General features: G+C 48.1%; 17 protein-coding genes. 9 read left to right on the top strand and 8 right to left on the bottom strand.

Annotated features, from left to right (window positions below; genetic code table 11):
* Positions 1–4: 4 nt before the first annotated feature.
* Both K4H28_RS01385 and K4H28_RS01390 read left to right on the top strand, forming a co-directional pair.
* Positions 5–514 carry a bifunctional adenosylcobinamide kinase/adenosylcobinamide-phosphate guanylyltransferase gene (locus K4H28_RS01385; RefSeq protein WP_221006489.1) on the top strand — a complete coding sequence of 170 codons (510 nt, stop codon included), beginning with the start codon at positions 5–7 and terminating at the stop codon, positions 512–514.
* A gap of 13 nt (positions 515–527) precedes the next feature.
* Complete coding sequence (locus K4H28_RS01390; protein ID WP_221006490.1) at positions 528–905, top strand: energy transducer TonB; 378 nt, start codon at positions 528–530, stop codon at positions 903–905.
* Positions 906–972: 67 nt separating this feature from the next.
* Here the strand turns inward: K4H28_RS01390 and hisC are convergent, their stop codons facing one another.
* Complete coding sequence (gene hisC / locus K4H28_RS01395) at positions 973–2,034, bottom strand: histidinol-phosphate transaminase (protein WP_221006491.1); 1,062 nt, start codon at positions 2,032–2,034, stop codon at positions 973–975.
* 307 nt (positions 2,035–2,341) lie between these two features.
* Here hisC and K4H28_RS01400 point away from each other — a divergent pair, with 307 nt between their 5' ends.
* The 6 genes from K4H28_RS01400 to K4H28_RS01425 all read left to right on the top strand — a co-directional run bounded on the left by K4H28_RS01400 (position 2,342) and on the right by K4H28_RS01425 (position 7,721).
* Complete coding sequence (locus tag K4H28_RS01400) at positions 2,342–3,319, top strand: TDT family transporter (protein ID WP_221006492.1); 978 nt, start codon at positions 2,342–2,344, stop codon at positions 3,317–3,319.
* A 24-nt stretch (positions 3,320–3,343) separates the two neighbouring features.
* Positions 3,344–4,021: a Crp/Fnr family transcriptional regulator gene (locus K4H28_RS01405; protein WP_221006493.1), complete on the top strand. Its 678-nt coding sequence runs from the start codon at positions 3,344–3,346 to the stop codon at positions 4,019–4,021.
* 105 nt (positions 4,022–4,126) lie between these two features.
* Entirely contained in the window at positions 4,127–4,456 is a 330-nt protein-coding gene (locus tag K4H28_RS01410) for a hypothetical protein (protein WP_221006494.1), read from the top strand.
* A gap of 23 nt (positions 4,457–4,479) precedes the next feature.
* Positions 4,480–4,818 (top strand): hypothetical protein, encoded by a 339-nt coding sequence (locus K4H28_RS01415; RefSeq protein WP_221006495.1) that lies wholly within the window; start codon positions 4,480–4,482, stop codon positions 4,816–4,818.
* 152 nt (positions 4,819–4,970) lie between these two features.
* Complete coding sequence (locus tag K4H28_RS01420) at positions 4,971–6,713, top strand: alginate export family protein (RefSeq protein WP_221006496.1); 1,743 nt, start codon at positions 4,971–4,973, stop codon at positions 6,711–6,713.
* 24 nt (positions 6,714–6,737) lie between these two features.
* Complete coding sequence (locus K4H28_RS01425) at positions 6,738–7,721, top strand: SDR family NAD(P)-dependent oxidoreductase (RefSeq protein ID WP_221006497.1); 984 nt, start codon at positions 6,738–6,740, stop codon at positions 7,719–7,721.
* Between the two features lie 132 nt (positions 7,722–7,853).
* Here the strand turns inward: K4H28_RS01425 and K4H28_RS01430 are convergent, their stop codons facing one another.
* The 7 genes from K4H28_RS01430 to mntA form a co-directional block, all read right to left on the bottom strand.
* Positions 7,854–9,059 (bottom strand): hypothetical protein, encoded by a 1,206-nt coding sequence (locus K4H28_RS01430; RefSeq protein WP_221006498.1) that lies wholly within the window; start codon positions 9,057–9,059, stop codon positions 7,854–7,856.
* Positions 9,060–9,188: 129 nt separating this feature from the next.
* Entirely contained in the window at positions 9,189–10,022 is an 834-nt protein-coding gene (locus tag K4H28_RS01435) for a DNA-3-methyladenine glycosylase I (RefSeq protein WP_221006499.1), read from the bottom strand.
* Between the two features lie 129 nt (positions 10,023–10,151).
* Positions 10,152–12,311, bottom strand: a complete 2,160-nt coding sequence (locus K4H28_RS01440; protein ID WP_221006500.1) for an AAA family ATPase — start codon at positions 12,309–12,311, stop codon at positions 10,152–10,154.
* Between the two features lie 115 nt (positions 12,312–12,426).
* Entirely contained in the window at positions 12,427–16,194 is a 3,768-nt protein-coding gene (locus tag K4H28_RS01445; protein ID WP_221006501.1) for an AAA family ATPase, read from the bottom strand.
* Entirely contained in the window at positions 16,191–17,435 is a 1,245-nt protein-coding gene (locus K4H28_RS01450; RefSeq protein ID WP_221006503.1) for an exonuclease SbcCD subunit D C-terminal domain-containing protein, read from the bottom strand. The genes K4H28_RS01445 and K4H28_RS01450 overlap by 4 nt, the downstream gene beginning before the upstream one ends.
* Positions 17,436–17,764: 329 nt before the next feature.
* Positions 17,765–18,190 (bottom strand): type VII toxin-antitoxin system HepT family RNase toxin, encoded by a 426-nt coding sequence (hepT, locus tag K4H28_RS01455; protein ID WP_221006504.1) that lies wholly within the window; start codon positions 18,188–18,190, stop codon positions 17,765–17,767.
* Complete coding sequence (mntA, locus tag K4H28_RS01460; protein ID WP_221006505.1) at positions 18,183–18,608, bottom strand: type VII toxin-antitoxin system MntA family adenylyltransferase antitoxin; 426 nt, start codon at positions 18,606–18,608, stop codon at positions 18,183–18,185. The genes hepT and mntA overlap by 8 nt, the downstream gene beginning before the upstream one ends.
* 784 nt (positions 18,609–19,392) lie before the next feature.
* Here mntA and K4H28_RS01465 point away from each other — a divergent pair.
* Complete coding sequence (locus tag K4H28_RS01465) at positions 19,393–21,810, top strand: YeeR family protein (protein ID WP_221006507.1); 2,418 nt, start codon at positions 19,393–19,395, stop codon at positions 21,808–21,810.
* The last annotated feature ends 1 nt before the right edge of the window (position 21,811 follow it).

Raw genomic sequence — 21,811 nt, forward strand, 5'->3', positions numbered from 1 at the left:
ATATATGAAGCTCATCGTGGTGACTGGTGCACAAAAAAGCGGTAAAAGTCGCTATGCCGAGCAGCGCGCCTTGGCGCTCTCAGATCGCCCAGCCTATTTGGCGACTTCACGCGTGTGGGATGAAGACTTTGCCGAACGCATCCGCCAGCATCAAGCACAGCGCGATTCTCGTTGGGTGAATCTAGAGCAGGAAACCGATCTCGCTGCGCATGGTTTTGCTGGTGACGTGATCGTGCTGGACTGTATTACGCTGTGGTTGACCAATCTCTTTACCGATTGTGAGTACGATAAAACGGCAACGCTGATTGAGGCCAAAATCCGCTGGGCAGATTTTGTTACCGTCACGCCGCAAACGGTGATTGCCGTTGGCAATGAAATCGGCTGGAGCCTCCACGCCGAAACGCAAATGGGCCGCCATTTTGTCGATCTACACGGCAGCTTTATGCAGTTCGCCGCCGCTCAGGCTGAGGAAGTTGTGCTGATGGTGGCTGGGTTGCCGATGAAGGTTAAATGAAGGGATTCAATTGATGCTGCTTTCTCAAATGCACGGCTGCGTCGTTATTTTATTTAGTCTTATTCTAAGTGTTGTTCAGGCTGGGGATTGGATTCAGACGATTAAAGCTGAGGCCAATGAAGTTGTTATAATTGAACGTCCTCCACCTGCAATATACCCCAGGGTGTCTCAAATTAAGGATGAGACTGGGCGTGTTCATGTTGTGCTATTGGTTGGGATTGATGGCTTAGTGATTAAGGCTCAACCAATTTCGAGTGGTGTTCCACGTCTTGAAAAGGCGTGTGCAGATAACGTGTCGAAGACGGTTTTTAGGCCGCTCAAGCGTGATGGTATTTTGTATCGATTTAAAGTGATTATTTCATGCAACTTTGTGCTAAAGCCAGATGAGTAAAGTGCATCTTCGGTAGAGTAAGATCAATAAGTAGGGTGCTATTTGTTTTTAGCACCCTATTTATTCACTACAGAATCTCTTTCAACGCACTCACCAGCGCCGCACACTCTGCATCCGTACCAATCGAAATCCGCAAGAATTGATCAATCCGTGGCAGTTTAAAATGGCGTACTAGAATCGCGCGTTCGCGCAGTGCATGTGCGAGCTGTGCCGCATCGCGCTGTGGATGACGTGCAAAAACGAAATTGGCATTTGATGGCAATACGTCAAAGCCCAATTGCTGCAATTGCAGAGTTAGGGTATCTCTGCTGGTGTTAATTGCAGAGCAGGTTTGATTGAAATACCCAGTGTCTTCCATGGCAGCTACAGCACCAGCCAGCGCAACGCGATCGAGCGGATAAGAATTAAAACTGTTTTTCACGCGTTCCAAGCCTGCAATTAAATCCACGTGGCCAACGGCAAAACCAACACGCATGCCTGCGAGTGAACGCGATTTAGACAGTGTTTGCACCACGAGCAAATTGTCGTAGCGCTTCACCAAGCTAATTGCGCTGCTGCCACCAAAGTCCACGTAGGCTTCATCCACAACAACAACCTGATTGGGATTTGCTTGCAGCAGTGCTTCAATGTGCGCCAGTGGCAGCAAAATCCCAGTTGGTGCGTTTGGATTTGGGAAAATAATCGCGCCACCGCCGGTGTAGTCGGCAGTGTTGATTTCAAACTCAGCCGTCAACGGCACGGTACGGTATTCAATACCGTACAAGCCACAATACACAGGATAAAAGCTGTAGCTGATATCGGGGAACAGCAGCGGGGCGTCGTGTTTGAGTAGCGCTTGAAAGGTATGCGCCAGCACTTCGTCCGAGCTATTGCCGACGAACACATTCGCACGCGTGATGCCGTCCGCGTGGTGAAACGCTGCCACGGCGTCTTTCAGTACGTCGCCATTCGGATCCGGATACAGTCGCAAATGATCATTCACCGCGGCTTGCATTGCGGCAATCGCTTTAGGTGATGGGCCATATGGATTTTCGTTGGTATTGAGTTTGATCAGATTGGTGATCTTCGGTTGCTCACCCGGCGTGTAGGGCGTGAGGGTGTGAACAACAGGGCTCCAGAATCGGCTCATGACATTGACTTTTGGCGTGGGCAAAAGCTGATTTTACCAAGAACACGCAAAATGGGTATGCCGCTTTTGCGGATGATTGAAATAAAAATCACGCGGCGCTGAACTTGCTGAATAATTGTGTAAAGTGGCATTCTGCATTTGGTTTCAGGCATGCTCTGGTATTTGTGCCGAGCCTTGGAAATGCTGTTTGTATATAATTAAATCATCTAAAAAAAATCAAAATGGTTATATGTGGTTTTGATATTGCATATCAACCGGGTCTTTTTGACGCAGACCTAAGTGATTAACTTGGCTAGGGAGCTTCGCAATGCCATACCCATTGATTGCAAAAATACGTGGATTACCAACTCCTGTCGCGGGACTCGCCTTGGGAATCGGTGGCTTGGGTATGTGCTTAGATGCCGTCTTTGCGGCACAGGGGCGTATTGAAACGGTAACCGCTACCATCGCTTTACTACTGCTGATTGCATTGTGCACACGCGTGGCCTTGCATCCTGATACGCTCAAAACGGATTTAAAGCATCCGGTGGTGGGGAGTGTGGCACCGACTTTTGCGATGGCGCTCATGGTGGTCAGTCATGGTATTTCGCAGTATTGGCCTGTGGTGGGAAGTGCTATTTGGCTGCTGGCGGTGCTGATTCATGTGTATTTCTTGGTGGCATTTATTCGCTATCGTCGCCGAGATTTTTCATTACATCATATGGTGCCGAGCTGGTTTGTGCCGCCCGTAGGGATTGCCGTTGCGGCTGTCGCGTGGTCTGGTGAAGTCGGCAGTTTGACCTATGTAGTCGCTTGGGCTTGCATGGCGTTTGCACTCGCATGTTATGCGGTGATGATGCCAATGATGTTTTATCGAATTATGTTTCGTGAATCGATTCCGGTTGGTGCGCAGCCAACGATTGCGATTTTGGCCGCGCCCGCGAGCTTGACCTTGGCAGCATATTTGAATGTAGCGGTTACGCCATATCCTTTATTGGTCATCATCATGTTGGGTTTGGCCATCACGATGACGTTGATTGTGTATGGTGCATTTATCCATTTGTTGCGACTACCATTTTCCCCCGGTTATGCCGCATTCACATTCCCGATGGCGATTGGTGCGACCGCCTTGTATAAAGTGGAGGCGATTTTTGTGCAATGGAAAGTTCCCGCTGAAATGATTCGGCAAATTGATATTTTGGGCCGCATTGAACTGGGTATTGCCACCGTGGTGATTAGCTATGTGGCGATTCGCTTTGTGATGTTTCTATTTGAGTCTCCACCAGCCAGCAATGCGCCACAATAAAATTACTAGGAATTGATGCAAGGTATGACCAAACAGATTGATCCGATGTTGCCGCTCCTGTTTCCTTTGTTGCAGGCATTCCCGACCGAAAACCGCAGTGTATTGCTGGCGGCAGGTACCGAGCATGATGCGGCTGCGGGGGAATTGCTGTGGGAAGAAGGACAAACGATTTCGGATATCTTGTTGATTTCATCAGGCGTGGTGGTCGCAACCTCGAATGCCCAAGTTGGGAATCGACCCTTTTTGTACGGGCATATGTCGGCCGGTTCGGTCGCCGGCTTGCATGCTTTGTTTACCAGCGATACCGCACAAGTGCAGCTGACGGTGCAGGCCGATGCGCATTATTTACGCTTGCCGCTTTCGGCATTCAGAGCGGCACTCATGGCTTATCCTGCCGCATGGGAGGCCGTGGCGCGTGAATTGGCGCAGGGCGTATTTCATTTGGTCAATACGATCAATTTACTCGCACAAAGTAATGGCTATCATCGCCTGCGTCGACTATTGATCCAACTGGATCGTCGCGCTCGCAACGAGCATCAGCAAAGTGGCTTAATGCTCAGTCAGCAAGAGGTCGCCGCCCGCATTGGCCTGTCACGTGAAATGGTGAATCGTATGCTGGCTCAGCTACGCAATGGCGGATACATCGAGCAAGATGAGCGCGGCATTTTCAAGATTTTACAAACTTTACCCCGCGAATTTTAAGCCCCGCAAGCCCCTGTGCGAAACCGCACATCTCATTCAAAGTTGCGTCCCCCTTCCTTAAGATGAACTCCATTGCCTGACGGCTCAGTTTTTTTGGGGTTCATCATGTCTCGTTTATTCCTTTTGTTTGCAGCAGCGATGATTGCCGCAGCTTCTTTTTCAAGCCACGCCAGTGTGCAAGATGCCTATCGCGACGGCATTCGCGAAGTGACTAAGGCCAAAATCGACGGCGCTCGCGAAGTGGCCGCCGAACGCCGTGAAGCCGCCCGTGATTTTTATGAAGCAGACAACGCATGGGAGCGCCGCCAAGCGATCCGTGAAGGCACTCGGGAAGTGCGCGCCGCCAAGCGCAAGGCCGAGCGAGAAGTGCGTAGTGAACGCCGAGAAGCTAAGCGCGAAATTCGCCGCGAAATTCGTAAAGATCGTTGGAAATAATTTTTAAATTCGGAGTGTTTACTATGAAATTGCTTCAAATCACTGCATTTATGATCGCTGCGCTCTTACTGATGGCCGCGCCGACTTGGGCTGATAGCCGCCAAGATGCGCATCGTATCGGCGCTTTTGCTGGCGCGATGAAATATTGTGTTGAAATCGATGATGGTCGGGAAGGTCGCTACAAAATGGCGCGTCTACGTGCCTTTAAAGAAGTTGACGATATGTCATCCAAACGCAAAGTCGACGCGATTATCGCCCGTGACATCGCCTATGATCGTGGTCGTTATCTAGGCCGCAAACTAGATCGTAACCACTGCCGACAATTGGTGAAAGCTTCTGAATGGCGTAGATTTTTTAATTAAATTGTAATGGCTCCTCTGTGAGCCATTTTTTAATCGTCAATGTATTTCATCTTGATTAAGCTTTTGAAATTAAATGGTCAGTATTTGTACTGACTTGAGTGTTGTTGTACATTGCCTTAAGCTATTTATCTCATTGGTTAAAAATAGAATCTATGCCTAATTTCTTAGACCAATTTGCTTTCGTTAAACTTAAATTAATTTTGCTAAAGCCTATTTTACTGGCTGTTTTGTGCTGGCTTGCGCCCTTTGCCCATGCCGGCGTTGAAGCCGATTTGAGCGGCCGCCGCATTGAGTCGGTGAGCGTTCGCTTTGATGGTGGTCAACAAGAAAACAGCACCTATCGCGATGCGGCATTAAAGGCTTTTGGTGTGCATCCAGGCAATCGATTTGATCCGGTACGCAGTGATTTGATGCTCAATCAAGTACGGCGTTTAAGCTTTGTGGGCGATGCTCGCTATGAGGTGCAAACCAGTGGCAACGGCAATTTGGAAGTGGTGTTGGATGTCACCTTGACCCAAGTGGCTAAACCACTCGTAGATAGCACGATGGGGCTGTTTGCAACCGGTGACTGGCAAGATTTCCCCACGCTGTATGCGGATGATCGTTCGGTGCTGCAAGCCAAGCTTTTGAATAAATCGATGGTGTTTTCTAATACCAATGCTTTTTTCGGGCGACCGGATGTCTTAACCGCAGGCAATCCATTGGCCACTGCTCCATCGGGCAAGGGCACAGATACTTGGTTTGAAAGTAGCGTTGAAGCAGGCTTGTACGGCATTAGTGCCGTGACTGATCACATCTCTGTGTTTGGTGGTGGCAGCTATATCGCTTCTGGTTCTTGGGGCCCGGAATTATTCACTGATCAATCCCGCGTGCATGGGGGGGTTGAGGATGCCTACTTTGGTTTCATTGGGCGTAATACGACTGATCAGGGCGGTGTGCGTCAAATGAGTTTGCTCTATGGCCGCAAAGCGTTTCAGGTCGATAACGGCATGATTTTGCGCTTAGCCTCGGCCAATGGTGGCGATCGCGCAGCATTGCAATCCAATCCTCGCAACGCCGCCGATGAATTGATCCATGCCCAGTTTGTGTATGACGATCATAAGTTGGAGCTATTTCAGCTTGACCCTGATGAACTCGAGCCCATCGACAGCCATACTGTCATTCAAGGTGTGAATTACGAAGGCCGTGTATTGCCGAATCTGCGTCTGGGCGCGATGGCATTGCAAGTGCCCGAATCCAACTTCAAATACTACACGCCGACCGCAACCTATTCACGCGAAGGTTTGGAAATTTTAGATCTACGTCTTGCGTTTGATCCACCCGCTAGCGTGTCGAGTTTTTACGCCAATGCCGAGCTAGCGCGCCAAACGAATCGCAATTTTGATATGGAGGCTTGGGGTGGATATGCCGAATTGGGTTATCAATTTAGAGATACCGCGTGGCGTCCAACCTTGAGCTATCGTTATTCAAAATTCACTGGTGATAATCCCGATACGCCGACTTTTGAGCGTTGGGATCCTTTGTTTGCAGGCGGCGGTGGCGATGAATGGGTGCAAGGCTTAAACCAATACAAAGTGGTGCAAACGTCGAATGTGATTGCGCATCGGTTTATGGCGCGCTTGCAACCTGCGCCGCGCTGGGAATTAACGCCCCAATTCTGGCTCTTTAAAGCCGATACCTTAAATAATTTGGGCGGCGCGCAAGCTTTGTCGGTGCTCGAATCAGATGATCTTGGTATGGAGCTGAATTTAACTGCTCGTTATGTCGCCAACCCCAATCTGATTTTCGTGTTCTCGGCCGCGTATACCCAGCCCGGTGAAGCCATCCGCAGTGCCCTCAACAATGATTACCAAAATTGGTTTAGCGCCAGCGCGCTGATGATTGTTCGATTTTAATGACCATCCTCAAGGGGAAAACGCATGAAAAAATTTGCAAAATCGTTAGGTCTTTCGATGTTGACTGCCGGTTTGCTCGCCAGCCCAGCGATGGCCGAAAACTATAAAACGGTCGATATTAAACCGGTTGACCCTGCGTATTTCGCCGCGAAACGGCATGAAGGCCGCACCTATCTGATTACCGGCGGCGCGCGCGGCATTGGTGCAGCCTCTGCGATTCGTTTGGCACGCGAAGGTGCCAATGTGGTGATTTTTGACGTGCTCGCCAAAGAGGGCGCTGAAACTGTCGCCCAAATTCGTAAAGAAGGCGGCAAGGCTGAATTTGTCAAAGGCGATGTACGCAATAATGCCGATCTACAAAAAGCAGTGGCGCATGCAGTGGCGACCTTTGGTGAGCTGAATGGCGCGCTGAATTCGGCGGGCGTCATGGCGGCAATGGCACCCGATGCCGTGTTTGATTATCAAAAACAAAAAGACTTGCTACCCAACCCGATTGCCGATGCGGGTGATGAATATTTCGATACGCTGATGGACATCAACGCCACCGGCGTCTTTAAATCGATGCGCGCCGAACTCAAACCCATGCTTAAGCAAGGCAAGGGTGGTGCCATTGTGAATATTTGTTCGATTGCCGGTTTAACGGGCTTGGCTGGCAACTCAGCCTATGTCGCCAGTAAGCACGCGTGTAGCGGCCTAACGCGCAGCGGTGCGATTGATTATGCGCCGTACGGTATTCGCGTGAACTCAGTGAATATGGCCGCAACAGAAACGGCAATGACCGATATGGCGATAAAGTACGTGACGGCCGCTAGCAAGGAAAACGCGGGCTCGACTGTGCCGAATATGGGCCGCACCAAAACAATGAGCTTGCAAGCCTATGCCGATAGCAATAAACGCCAAGCTACAGTGTGGGAACAAGCAGCCGTGATTAGCTTTTTGCTCTCGGATGAAGCTTCAAACCTAACAGGCGCGCTCTACGCGACCGATGGCGGCTGGACAGCTTATTAATTAGTTGACCTAAATAAATTGATGTAAATTGATGTATTGCCTGCTAGCCATTGAAATTGAATGGCTGCAGGTAAATACATTGGCTAAAAAAGTGCTGATTTCTTGAGTGAGTTGGGCTGATACGCTGGCCAATCAAAACAATAAACTCAGCAGTTTTTTAAGTAACTCTTCCAAAGGCATCATCGTTAAAGCCAGTGGAATCAAGGGCGCAACCGTTGCGACTGCTAAAAAGATCACCGCGTCTTTTTTGACGGGAACGGTATTCATCGATTGCACCACATCAAAGCTCGCGCCCAAATCGACTAAGGACGACATATCCGGATTGCCCAAGGGCGATTCTTTGGGCTTGCCTGAGCGAAACCATTTTTCATCAAACTCGCGATTATGCTGCATCACCAACAGCCCATATTCACGCTTGGCGTTGCGTTTGGCCTGCGCCAATTGCGGGCTAAAAAATAGCAAGGGCGCCAAGAGTAATAGTTGAATAAACACGACCATCAAGCCAATTTCAAATTTGAAATCAGTGATCGCCGCGCCTTGGTAAAAAATCCGGTTTGCCAACATTGCCGCCAGCATGGTGCCATGCGCAGCAGCCAATGGGGTGAACGCATAAAACGTACCGCTCAAAAACGCAAGCCCGCCCAAGCGATCGGCATGCGTGGGTAGCAGTTGCAATTCAATCCGTGAAACCTGCCATAAAAACCGACTCCAGATCGCGATGCGATAGTACCAACGGAGCAGTAAAAACTGGAAAATCGGCAAACTAATCCCCGCATACCAGCAACCCGCCAGCGTGAGACTCAGGCCTTCGCTCGTTTGCGTGGCATACCAAGTATCACTATCGAGCAGCATCACATAGCGCCACAGCAAAAGCCCTGCGGTATAGACCAGCACCAACAAAATCAACTCGGCTTTGACTGAGTTTCTCAATTCAAAAGCCGAATGCAGCGCATTTTCAAATCGGATCAGTGCGGCATCAGGAATCAAACGGCGCTGTAAAAATTGCTGCACCACTTTGCGCATCCGTGTGTGCACCAGTAATTCGGCGGCGACCATAATCGGAATGGCGAGCAAGAAACGCACATGGACTTCCAGATCGAATAAAAACGGCACAGCAGCGCCAGACACCCATTGCCCCGCCAGCAGTGAAAACAGACACAGCGGCAGCCACGCCAATAGCGAAATAGTAATGATTCGTCGCCAGAGTAAGCCCTCCGCATCATCGGTGAGGTGGGCGCGGCGCAAGAGTTGAAATAAGGGGCCGCCAAGTACTAAAGAGAAATTGGCTTGCTCGGTTAAGAGGCGTTCACTCAAACGCGCAGTGCTGATTTTGGCCATGGTCGTGTCTGCGATGGTTGCGACAAGTGTCGATCATTTCACCATAGCAGAGCAGGCATAGCGCGTTGGGTCAGGCGTGTGCCGCAGTGTGGCGAACGGCATGCTGGCCGTACCATCCCAATCACCGATTTAGGATGGGTAATTCACGCCCACCGAATAGGCGGCGATTTTGCCCAGATGCGTGTAGGGCAGGCCGGTTTCAGCGGCCCAATCATTAAATAGCTGCTGGATTTTGTTTAAATCGCGTTTAGCTGTTGGTTGATCGGGAATATCCAAGCCCGCCAACTGCAGCGCCAGCACCACGTCTTGCGTTAATACAAACGCATCTTTGCCGATGTAGCGCAGCAACCATTGCCCAGTTTGCCCACCCAAGCGGCTGCCGTGGCTTTTCAGAAACGCCATCAACTCGACTTGCCGTGAAGCAGGGTATGTATTCAAAAATCGCGCAAAGCTGCCGTATTCATGGCTATACGCCCGCACAAAACTGACGTTTTCCATTACGGCTTTAATCTTCGGCCAATGCCGCACCACGCGCGTATCGTTGCAATAGGCTTCCCATTGCTCGGCGGACAGCATCGCGAGTTTATCGACATCAAAACCGAAAAAAGCGTCTTCAAACTGCGGCCATTTATTGCTAATCACCGTCCAGTTAAAGCCCGCCTGATTAATCGTTCTGCACATCATCGCCAAAATACGGTGATCGGGCAGCGCTAAAAATTGTTTCTCGCTCATGACCGTTGGTAGTAAATCCTGCAAAGCCTGCGCGCCACCTTTACGCTCAATTGCGCGGGCTTGGATTTCGGCGAATTTTTGCATTGTTACCTCGGATGTTTGATTTTGGATGGTCGCGACTTCGTTGGCTTGGTATCGCCAGCGTTCTAATTTTTTCTGACAAACAGAAAGAATTTCCGGTGTATTGCTCGCTAAGTCTTTCCTGCTAATTGCTGTAGTTAAATACATCATAGGGTAGGGCGGGTTAGCCTTTAGGCGCGCCCCGAAGCAAGTCCCCTTGGGGGATAACCCGCCATAAGAATTAGCCATCACGAATGCAGTTCAGCGCGGGTCGCGACCCGCCCTACACGGCTTACACATTCAGCATGCAAGTGCCTTCACTTCAGCATAAAGTGCTTTCAAGTGTGAAGAACCCATGTCTAAAATCGGCTCATACATGAACGAGTTCAAGTGAATATTCTCTGGTGTAATAAGATTAACTTGTTCAAGTGTATCAATTTCTTCTGAGGTACCAAGTGTGGATTCCTTATACTTCTTTAGAAGGCTAATGGTTTGATTCTTGGTTATGTTATCAACAAAATCTTGATTGTTAATTCGTTTAATCATATGCTGTTCTGCTAACAGGCGAATGGCAATTGAAAGAACAATTTTCATCTCCAATTCTAAATGATTATCGTCTTCGTCGATAATCTTTTCAGACTCTTCACAGAGGAGTTCAAAAACAGTCTTATTTGGCGGAGTAAGCACCAGGTTATTTTTGTCGATTAATACTCTTTTGTAGATTTCACAAAGATCATTTAGGGTTATTGTGTAGGTATTCGTTTTTATATGTAATAGCGAAGTTAATGTCGAATAATCATGTTTGTTTCCACAGTATTCAGCTAGGTTTCGAACAAACGATATGGCCGAAATACAGTAGGATGGCTCATTCAATTTCTTTTTCCAGAAAAGAAAAGGATTGTTTTGGTATTTCTCTGGACTTAGCTTCAACTTCCTCCCTGTTTTTGTGACAGTTAATTTGAATTCTTGCTTTAAACTAAGTCGCCCACTGACACTTCTATAGAAGTCGAAATTGTGGGACAAGAAAATGCAATTAAAACCTCCAGAATTAACGATGTCTTTTAAGTATTCGATGATTGCATACTTGTTTTTGTAATCGAATGAATCGGCGATATCATCTACTAAGAGTGTAGTCATGAGACCTTGTTTTTTTCTAGACTGAATTTCAAAGAGAATATTCAATATGTAAAGTGCACGTTTTTCACCCTGACTTAGAACTTTTAACAAGGAGTCTCTTGGTACATCTATTTCAACCTCTCCATCTGAGAACTTAAAGGCAATGGACGGTTTTTTCCCTTTTAGGATTACATCCTCTTGATTAGATACCGACATTTTGAAGGGCACAAAGAAGCGCTTATTGAAAATGGCTACAACTCGCTCCCAGTCTGTTCGTTCTTCTTGTGCTTGTTTTACTGCAGCTTCGATTGTTACTTTGCCTGCTTTGTATTGAGCTAAAAATTGATCAAATAACTCTTTCTGATCTACGAGATACGCAATCCAGATGTTTTTTTGAAGTTGCCTAAAGTTTTTTAATTCAGGTAATAGTTCTTGATTTTCAAAAAGGTACTCTCTAAATTTTCTGAGTTCGATGTTTTGTATTTTTTTATCAATCGCATCAAACTTTCCAGCAAGCTCTTTGTCCGTGAAGATCTTCTGGCGCTCATCATCTATTTTTTTCGTCAATTCTTCGGCAGAGCTAATTTCTTTTTTACCATTTTTGGTATTCAAGTTAATGGTGTGCTTTGCTGCGAAGAAACCGTTGTCGGCTAATTGTTTATTTACGGCACCCGCACTGTAGTGATTGAATTGTTTACTGAGTACATCTGACTTCAAAACTAAGTCGTTGTATCTTTGAATGTATTCTTCAAGCTGATCTTTGATTACACCTGATTCGAGAAGAGCTACTGTCTTTTCATTGAAAATTTCACTGTAAATTAAGTCCGCTAACTTGGATGGTGCGGACTCAGAGATCTTCTGCTCCAAAGACTCTAATAAATCAGCAATGCTAGTTGCTCCAAAAGTCTTTAGGAGTTCAATTTCAGGAGTGAGTGTTCGTCCCGTTAATCCAGAAAGTTGTTTGAGTTTAGCAAAAAGCGTAGTCTGCTTTTCTGAAATCTGTTTGAGGGCATTATCATATTGTGTCTTGATAGCATTATTAACTAGCAGCAAAGAGCTTTGCTCTGAAGAAAACTCTTGGTTGTATGGCTCAATGACAAAGATGGACTCTGGAGTTAAGCTTATATCTGCGTCGTCGGTTATTTTTCGCAGGGAGGTACGGTCTGTGAAAATTAGATCACTAGATTCTCTTCCCTTTGCGTAATCATCAAAAGTTTTTGATAGTGAAGTTTTCATAAAGCCATTAGGTGCGTAAATCGCATAACAGCTACTATTGGTGAAATCAAAGCAATATTTTAGCTCACTGATTCCGTAGCAGTTTTTTAGATCAATATTTAACTTCATCTTTTTCCTCTGATTAATTGTGCGAGTCTGCGTAAATGAGTTGTGGATTTGAAATATTTAGTGCTAATTTAATTGGTTGTTGTTAATTAAGTAGTTTTAATATTTATTTACTAAATTAATACACCACCAAACTCTTACCACCCGCCGTCTTCTGGACCAAAATCTTCGTCGCAATTCGTTCCGTCATTTCCTGCACGTGCGATATCACGCCGACTTTTCGGCCCATCGCTTGTAATCCATCCAGTGCATCCATCGCGACGCGTAGCGTTTCGGCGTCGAGGCTGCCGAAGCCTTCGTCGATGAAGAGCGATTCAACGCGCACGCGGTTGGATGACAGTGAGGCCAGACCCAAGGCCAGCGCCAGCGAGACGAGGAAAGATTCGCCGCCGGAGAGCGAATGCACCGAGCGCGCTTCATCGCCCATGTCTTGGTCGATCACCATCATCGCCAGCGTGTCGTTGATGCGTTGCAAGCGGTAGCGGCGCGAGAGTTGCTGTAAATGGCGGTTGGTGTAGGCGAGCAGTACGTCGAGCGTGTATTGCTGTGCGTAGTTTCTGAATTTTTTGCCGTCGGCTGAGCCGATTAAGTCACCGAGCTGCGCCCAGCGGCGTTGTTGGGTTTCTTGCGCGGCGATCTCGGTGAGTAGGCCAGCGGCGGTGCTGCGGCGTGCTTCGTCTTGGGCGATTTGCAATTGCAGCGCGGTGGCGGCGGTCTGAGCGGTTTGTTGCGCGGCGCTGATTTGCGTGGCTTGTGTTTCTAGCTCTGCCAAGCTTGGCGCAGGGCTGTGTTCGCTCGCAAACTCTTCGCTCGCTGTCTCTGGCTGTAGTGCGGCATGCGCGGTTTGTTGGCTGAGGCGTTCTTGCATGATGGTGTTGGCTTGCGCCAGCGTAGCATCCAGCGCCAGTAGGGCGGCGCGCTCTTGCGCTAACCATGCGGCATCAAACGCCAGCCATTCGCGCAAGCGGGCTTCGGTCAATCTTTGCGGCGACAAGCCGAGCCAGTGATCGAGCTGCTGCTGGGCGGTGTGCTGGGCTGCTGCGGCTTGCGCTTGCTGATTTTGCGCCTGCGTGAGGGCTTCTTGGGCGCGGGTGGCTTGCTGTGTTGCGGCTTGAAAGTCTTGCTGGGCTTGGTGGTGCGCTGCTTTGGCGTGCGCCAAGGTTTGCGCCAATTGCGCTTCAACGGCGTGTACGGCTTGCCCTGCAAATAAGCCCGAGCGCTCAGTGCTTAGGGCCGCTATGGCGGCGTGTTCGGCTTGGTGCTGCTCGCTGAGTTGTTGCTGCGCCAGCGTGGCTTTGTCATTCGCTTGGCGTATAGCGGCCAGCGCTTGGGCGAGTAGCTCGGTGTCTTGCTGGCCTTTGAGGTAGGCGCTGTGCTGCATCGACCATGTTTGCGCCATCTGCTGCCACTCGGCCTGCATCGCTGCGGGATTATTGGCCCAGCTCAATTGTAAATCGGCCCAATCACGACCATCGGGAAAGTGCTGCAGCGCGGGCGCGAGTTGCGCCAACATGCGCTCAACCCGCTGGCTTTCTTGCTGCTGCGTGGCCTGTGCCGTAGCGAGCTGGGCGCTGATTTGCACCAGCGCCGCTTGCTGGGTTTGGACAAGGTCTTTTTGCGCTTGATGCGCTTGGTTGGCTTGCTCGTAGCGGGTTTGCGCGGTTTCTTTGACTTGCAAAGCCTGTTGCCAAGCCTGCTCTTTGGCGCTGATGGACTCAATCTGTGTTTGCAGTGCGCTTGTTTGTGCGGCGAACCAGGCCGCGATTTGCGCGGCATCGTCAAGGCTGGCGATTTCAGTATGCAGCGGGTGCGCCGCCCATTGCTTGCGCAATGCGGCGATGCTGGTGTTGAGGGTGCTCAGTTCAGCATCCAGCAATTGTGCAGTGCGCTGCAGATTGCTCAGCTCGGCGGTGAGCGTGGCTTGCTGCTTGAGCGCGGTTTGCTGCTGTTGGCGGCAATCGGCAACTTCGGCTTGCAGCCCCACCAGTAGCGTATGCAATTGCGGGTTTTCAGTGGCATAGGGGTGATCCAATGCGCCACACACCGGGCAGGGCGCATCCGGCTGCAAGCTTTCGCGCAGTGTTTCTACATTCTGATTGCATGCGGCTTCGGCCAGCTTGAGGGCGCGCTCGGCTTGCATCAGCGCCGCAGCGAATATCGGCAGTTGTGTGCTGGCTTGCGCCAAACCGTGTTCAGATTGTTGCCGACTGGTTTGATTTTCTTGTTGCTGCGCAGTGAGTTTAGCGACTTGCCTTGTGTGCTCACTCAGTCGCTGCAACAGCGATTCGGCGTTTGTTAAATCTTCGCGCCGATTGGCGCATTGGGTTTTAGCTGCGGGCAGTGCGCTGATGTCGATGCTGGCCAATTGCGCGTTGGCGGTTTGCCGATGTTGCTCGGCAGCCTGTGCGGCGAATTCAGTGCTGGCTAGTGCGCTGCTGGCCTTGGCAATGCTGTCGCTGAGCGCTTGGGTGTCTTGTGCCAACTGTATTTGCGTTTGGCTAGCTTGTTGGGCGGCGATCTGTGCTTGCGCAGCTTGCTGGAGTAATACCTGATACGCAGGCCAATTTTCGGCTAGATTTTTACTGTGGGTATTTGACTCTAGCCATTGCTTGGTATTGTCTAGAAGCAAATACCCATTGCTGAGTTCGGCCTGCTTTTTTGCTTGCTCTTGGGTGCTGGCGGCAAGGGTGAGTTTGGCTTGGTCTAGATTGCTTTGCAGTACATTTAGAGCAGGCAAGCGTGCTTCGATACTCGCATCGAGCTTTTTGGCTGCGTCGAGCTGCGGCGCAGCGGCGCTTTGCGCTTGTTCGGCAGCGGTGTATTGGCTTTGTGTGAGTTGCAGCGCGGTTTGACTGCTGGTGCTGGCGGCGTTGGCCGATTCAAGCTGGCTTTGACTCACTGCAATCGTTGTCTGCGCTTGCGCTACCGCGCCGCTGCTGCGATCTAGCTCGGCAATCAGTGGTCTGGCCGATTGCACCGCATCGAGTTGCTGCAGTTGCTCGCGCCGGGGCGCGGCCTCTGCATGGATGTGTTCTGCATTTTGTTTGTTGAGCTGCGCGGTATGCACGCTTTGCGTGATTTTTTCAGCGTCTTGGTGCCAGCGGATTGCGCTACTGAGCTGCGCGAGCTGCAAATCCAGCGCCGCGAGTTGCTGCTGCGCGGCTTGGCTTTCAAGATCAATCGCCTTGCGGGTTTCACTATCGAGCGGTTTTTGATCGGCAAGGCGGTCATTAATCCGTTGCAAAGCTTGCAGCTCTAATTTGGCGCGGGCAAAAGCGCGTTGCGAGAGCACGCTATAAATCGTGCTGCCGGTCAGCGTTTCGAGTAGCTCGCCGCGCTCGTTATCGTCGGCTTTTAAAAAGCTGGAAAACTCATTTTGCGCCAGCAACACGGCGCGGGTGAATTGCTCAAAACTCAGACCAATACGCTGGATGATTTCGGCTTTCACCTCGCGATTGGTGCCGCCAATCGGCTGCAATTCCGGTAGCTGGTGTAAGGTCATTTTGCTAGCTTGCAGGCTGCCTTTGATGCTGCCGCGCGCACGGCGTACGCTCCAGCGCGATCGATAGGTCGCGCCATCGTTGCCGACAAAATCAACCTCGGCAAAACCCTCAGCACAACCGCGGCGCAAGAGATTGGCCGCGTCTTGGTGCGTGATCAGATCCGTGCCATCGGGCAACGTTTTGCCGCCACCGGCTTTCAGCAGGCGCGGCGTGCTCTCATACAGCGCCATGCACAGCGCATCGAGCAGGGTGCTTTTGCCCGCGCCCGTTGGGCCGCTAATGGCAAACAGCCCAGCTGATTTGAGCGGCTCTTGCTCAAAATCGACACCAAAATCACCAGCCAGCGAAGCCAGATTTTTACCGCGAATAGCGAGGATTTTCATTGCGCATCCTCCGTATCCAGCATCAGCTCAGCAAAGGCGGCCACCAGCTCGGTCGGCGCGTCGGCAGCAAATTTTTGCTGGTAGAGCCGCGCAAAAATGGCGTCGGGCTGCAATTGTTCGAGTTCGGCTAAGGCTTCCGTTTCGCTTGGCGCATTTTTGCTTGCGCTGAAACTGGTTTCAATTTTGGCTAGGCGTACGGGTTTGCCTTCGAGCGCGGCTTCGATTTGCGCGCGTAATCCCGGCTCAGGCTCATCGAGCCGCACCCGTACTTCTAAATAGGGGTGTTGCTGTGGGGCTAAATCGTCTGCAAATTCTAAAGCAGTGAGTTCGCTCAGCACTGCGGCCAGTGGTGCTGGCTTTGCTGGAATTCGCAGCAGCTCCACCGCGCGCGGAATTGCTAGCGGGGTAATTTCGCTGGCGGTTTCGCCATCGAGATCAATGCGCAGCACTTGATGCGGATAGGCCACTTCGGCAAACGACATCGGGATCGGGCTGCCGCAGTATCGAATGTGATCCTGTTTACCGACGGTTTGGGCTAGATGAAGATGGCCGAGCGCGGCATAGGCGATATTCGCGTCAAACATACTTGCAGACAGCGGTTCCGTGCCACCGATGACAATCGGCCGCTCGGAATCTTGCGATATTTCGCCGCCGACCATATGGCAATGGCCGAGTGCAATAATAGGCTGGCCTAGTTGGCGAAGGCTCAGCGCATGCTGCAATGCTTGTTGGTACAGCAACGTAATGCCCGCCATATATGGATCGCGGCCTTCGGGTAGATCAACAAGTCGTGGCACATCGCCGGGGCGCAGAAACGGAATCGCCAAGCACCAAGCGGCAATTTCGCCGTGTCGGTTTTTGAGTGGCACGATGAGGCGATTCAGATCAACGTCGCCCTCTGCGGTGCGCGGAACAAAGCCGATCACACAGGCGTCCATCGCCTCTAAAAACGGCGCAGGCGCTTCAAGCCGGCCGGGCGAATCATGATTGCCCGCGATGATGACAATATTCAAATGCGGAACGCGCGTTTTGGCCTGCTGCAAAAAGCGGTAAAACTGTTTTTGAGCAGCCGCCGATGGATTGGCATTGTCGAAAATATCACCGGGAATAAGCAAGGCATCGGCTTGTTCAGCCACCAAGGTGTCGAGTAACCAATCTAAAAAACACTGATGCTCAAAATCGCGTTCGAAAGAATGGAGTGTCTGGCCGAGATGCCAGTCCGAGGTGTGTATAAGGCGCATGCCGCTGTCCGATAGTCTGCGGATTGCCCGCAGGGTTTTACATAGTTGGACAGCAATATATCGTATATTGACGAGCTAAATAACGTGAGAGTCAGTTTATTTATGCTTTATTGATATTGGTTTGATTTGAGTTTGAGAAAACGAAGACAACAAAAAACCCCGCGAAGCTAAGCTTGTCGGGGTTGATGTTTTTTGTGCAACACGGGACTCGGTTTTTGGTCTGTATGCCTTGTTTTCATTAGATATGAAATTTATTTTTTGGCTAATGGGGACAGGAATGGGGACAGGTTTGTACCTTGCTGCTGCGCTAACACCATAATACATGCCGTTTAGGGGGCAGGTGTCTGATCCTTTAATAGTAAGGTTTGGCTGTAAATTAAAAAATCTTCAAGATGTTGAGTGATTACTGCAATCGTGATTGGGAGCTGTAAGGTCTGATAGTCATGGACTGCGATATTTCTAAACCCCACCATTTTTTGCAGACTCGTTGCCAACTCTGCATCGATCCATTTAGCTGTGGCAAGTAAGGTAAATACATCACGGGCGCTTTGTGGTACGCCTAATTTCTCACGGCGAATTAAATGTTGCCCCATATCGAGTGCTGCTTCACAGGCGCGTTGAATATTTAGGATTGCTGCATCTTGGCGAGTGAAGTCAGTATCAAAGCTAGCTACGTCTTTATGATATTCCTCTCTAGCACGCATCACGCAACGCTCAATCGTCGCCGCTTTATTGATTAAAACATCATCAGCCATATACGTTACCTCGTTGCCCAATATCGGTGAGTACACCGGCTCGTGCCGTGTCTAGATTAGTTTTTTCACTCAAAATGAAACTTTCGAAAATGGCTGCTTGCGAGTCCCGCGCCCACAATCGTTGCCCTTGGGTGATGACTTGATATTGCATCACTGTTGAAGCTTGGCGCAAGTCAATCAGATCGACATCTCGATTGATTACCGTTGCAATGGCTTGCCCAACTTCCCATAAAGCGACAGGCTCACTATTTCCTGCTAACAAGACAGCAAGATCAACATCGCTTTGCGCGTGAGCTTCGCCCTTGGCAAAACTGCCAAATAAATAGACAGCGAGCAAATTGGGATATGTGCTTTGGAGTTGCGCCAAGATACTTGCCAAGGGCAAAGATATTGATGGATTTTGCACGGTTACTGACATGTGTGGATCCAAGAGGAGTATGTGATCGCAGTGTTCCATTATAAGCGGTTCTAGGCGGAATTGATTTTTTCAGTTTACTTCGGATGCCATCGAATCACATACCGGCCACAAATGTGGTAACCGCATATAACTTAGAAACGCATAACACTTTTAGCCGAGCGGCAACCCATGCTCGAATGGTGGGTAGATTATTTAGATCTGCTGGAAGATGGTAAATGGGTTGAGCCTAGTGAATTTAAGAGTAGCCCAATTCACGAGGTGCCAGCGTTGAAGCTTGTTGGTTGATTTGCTTCGAATATTCTTAATAATGAGTTCAAATAAACCATTGGCCTTAATGACTGCACGATGTCGTGATTCGGTAGCCGATTTCTAAGCTGTAAACATAGATAAGCAATTGACTGAATTGTAATTATTATTTTTTTTGAGTGCTCTAATCTGTTGTTTACTTGCAATAGCATTACTCTGTTGATTGCTGCGGTGCAACTTCTGTTATGAACTTGGTGACCATTATAACAAAGCAGGATTTGTCGTATTTTGGCAACATTTTTATTTGACTACATTCCTTACTCGACGTGAAGGTATTTGCAGGTGTAGTGTATAAGCATATTGTTATATACCGTGGCATGCACATTTAGAACTCTAAATCATAGAGCTATCAATCTTGTCGTACATAATCAAGAAAATACATTTGTGTATTTGTTAAGTAAATTTTGGATGTGAAACAATTTAAATTACAAATTTTTAATTGCTTTTCTTTGGATGGCTGGATTATTAAGGGTTTAGCATGTTTCATTTTATACTTTTTGTTATTGCTGCAATAATTATTTTCGTTTTAGTAAAGAAAACATACCAAGTTATTTTGGGCGTCTTATTTGGATCTTTTTACTTTGCAGGGTTTGTTGTAAATAAGATACTTAAGGTAATGAAGGTAAGGTTGGTTTTTTTGTTTCTTACTTTTGTTGTTGGTGCTTTATTATCTTTGGCTGCAGAGTCAATTCTTTTCTTTTTATCGTCGGTGCTGTTTATTGTTGCATTGTATTGCCATCTTCAGCGAACTGTTAAAGAGAGCATATTTACTGGGTTTAATGATGGTTTTGATAAATCAATAGATGAATTTTACATTGGTGTATTTTCTGCTGCTTTTATTATTGGTATTGCTTTTGTATTGAAGTTGACAGGCACAACGAATTACTACTTGGATTATATTTCACTTGCTGTTGGAGTTTTTCTAATGGCGGTGAAAATTAATGATGAGATCGAGCGCGCGTCATTAATTACACTAGTTGCTAAGGAGTTTGGCACTACTGAAAAGCATTGTTATCAGGGGCATGTAGCAGAGTTAACTAAGAACAATACAGGTGATCAATCTGATGTTGCAAATGTCTACAATTTAGTGGCACAGAAATTCATAGATATGGGTAGTCATACGGAAGTAACTCTTAACAACAACAGATGGTTTGTAACAAATAAACTAAATTCTGATATTAAAAATCTGATAAGAGTTCGATCGATAAGTAGTACTAGATTACCACCCTTAGAGCTAGCTAACCTGGTCAAAAAAGATCTAGGCACTTCAAAAGAAGAATCTTTAGACTATATTTTCCGCTACGTAACACATGGTGACGTTCTTGATTTTGAGGAGGGTAAATTTTTTGTTGCCTATAGAAATTATAACGCAATTAAGAAATGTACATCATGCGGAATTGCTCATATATCAAATAGTTCAAATGTGGAAAGTGGATCTGAATGGTTTTGCTCTGATATATGTGAGAACACCGAGAGTGCATGCATTGAAATAAAAAATAAACCAATGCAAGAGTTTCTTTCTGATGCTGCTGCAGTAAGTTTTACCCTGATGGAAGGGGCTGCAGCATGGAGTAACAACCATAAATTATTTGCGACAGGAGGGCAAGGGCATGGCTTTGCAGCGGAAAATGCAAATAATAAAATCGATACCCTAATGATGAAAGATGCAAAAATCGTAGGTGGAGATAATGCAAAAAATGGGGCAGATAGAATTGTAGATGGCCAGAGTCTTCAGACAAAATATTGCGATACAGGTGCCCGTTCTGTTGGAGCTGCTTTTGATAATAAAGGTGATGGTCTGTATAGATATATTGATTCATCAGGTGAGCCAATGATACTTGAAGTCCCTAAGGATCAATATGACAAAGCTGTTGAAACAATGGCGAAGAAAATTCAAGAAGGCAAAGTCCCTGGAGTTTCTAATCCTGCAGATGCCGAGAAATATGTCCGTGCGGGGCATCTAACTTATGATCAAGCAAAGAATATAACTCGCTTTGGAACGTTCGAATCAATAACCTACGATATTTCAGAGGGTGTAATTGTTGGTAGTATTGCTGGTGGAATTAGTTTTGGAATTACTGCATTAGTTTCATATATGCAAACTAATGACAGCAAATTGGCTTTACGCATAGCCACTATTCAGGCCGGAAAAACTTTTGGTAAAACAATCTGTGTATATGTTGCCGCCCAGCAGTTACATAGAGTATCGGCTGTACAAGGTATGTTAAAGATAGTTGATGTAAGTTCTTTGTCTTCATCATCAAGGGCTTTATTACAAGATGGCTTAGGCGTGACTCACAATGCAAATGGGATTGCTGGTCATGGTGCAATCAACAAAGCCTTAAGAGGTACGATTATTACCTCTATTGCGGTTATAGCTGTTACAACAGGGCCAGATCTTATTAAGATGGCTAGAGGGCATATTTCAAATGCTCAATTTATTAAAAATTTAACGGTAACAACTTCAAGTGTTACGGGAGGTGTAGTTGGCTCAATGGCAGGAGGAGCATTAGGGGCATCGCTTGGTCCTATGGGTATCATGTTCGGCCGTTTTGCCGGAGGCATGCTTGGAGGGATGATTGCAGCAACAATTTCAAATAAAATTCTTGGCGAATTGATTGAAGATGACCGGGTGAAAATGTTAGCAATAATTCAAGAGCAAATGGAATACCATGTTCGAATATTTATTCTGAATGAAAAAGAAATTGCTTGTCTAGTGGAAAATATGGGTAAGTTGCTTACTAAAAAAGCACTAGAGCTACTTTACGCAAGTGACAATCGACGCTCATTAGCAAATGCATATGTGAAACCTGTAGTTGTTGGCGTTATAAAGCAAAGACCTTCACTTAGTTATTCATCGAATGACATCATAGAGGCATGTGAGGCTGTTGCTTAAC

The organism is Deefgea tanakiae, assembly GCF_019665765.1.
GTDB lineage: Bacteria > Pseudomonadota > Gammaproteobacteria > Burkholderiales > Chitinibacteraceae > Deefgea > Deefgea tanakiae.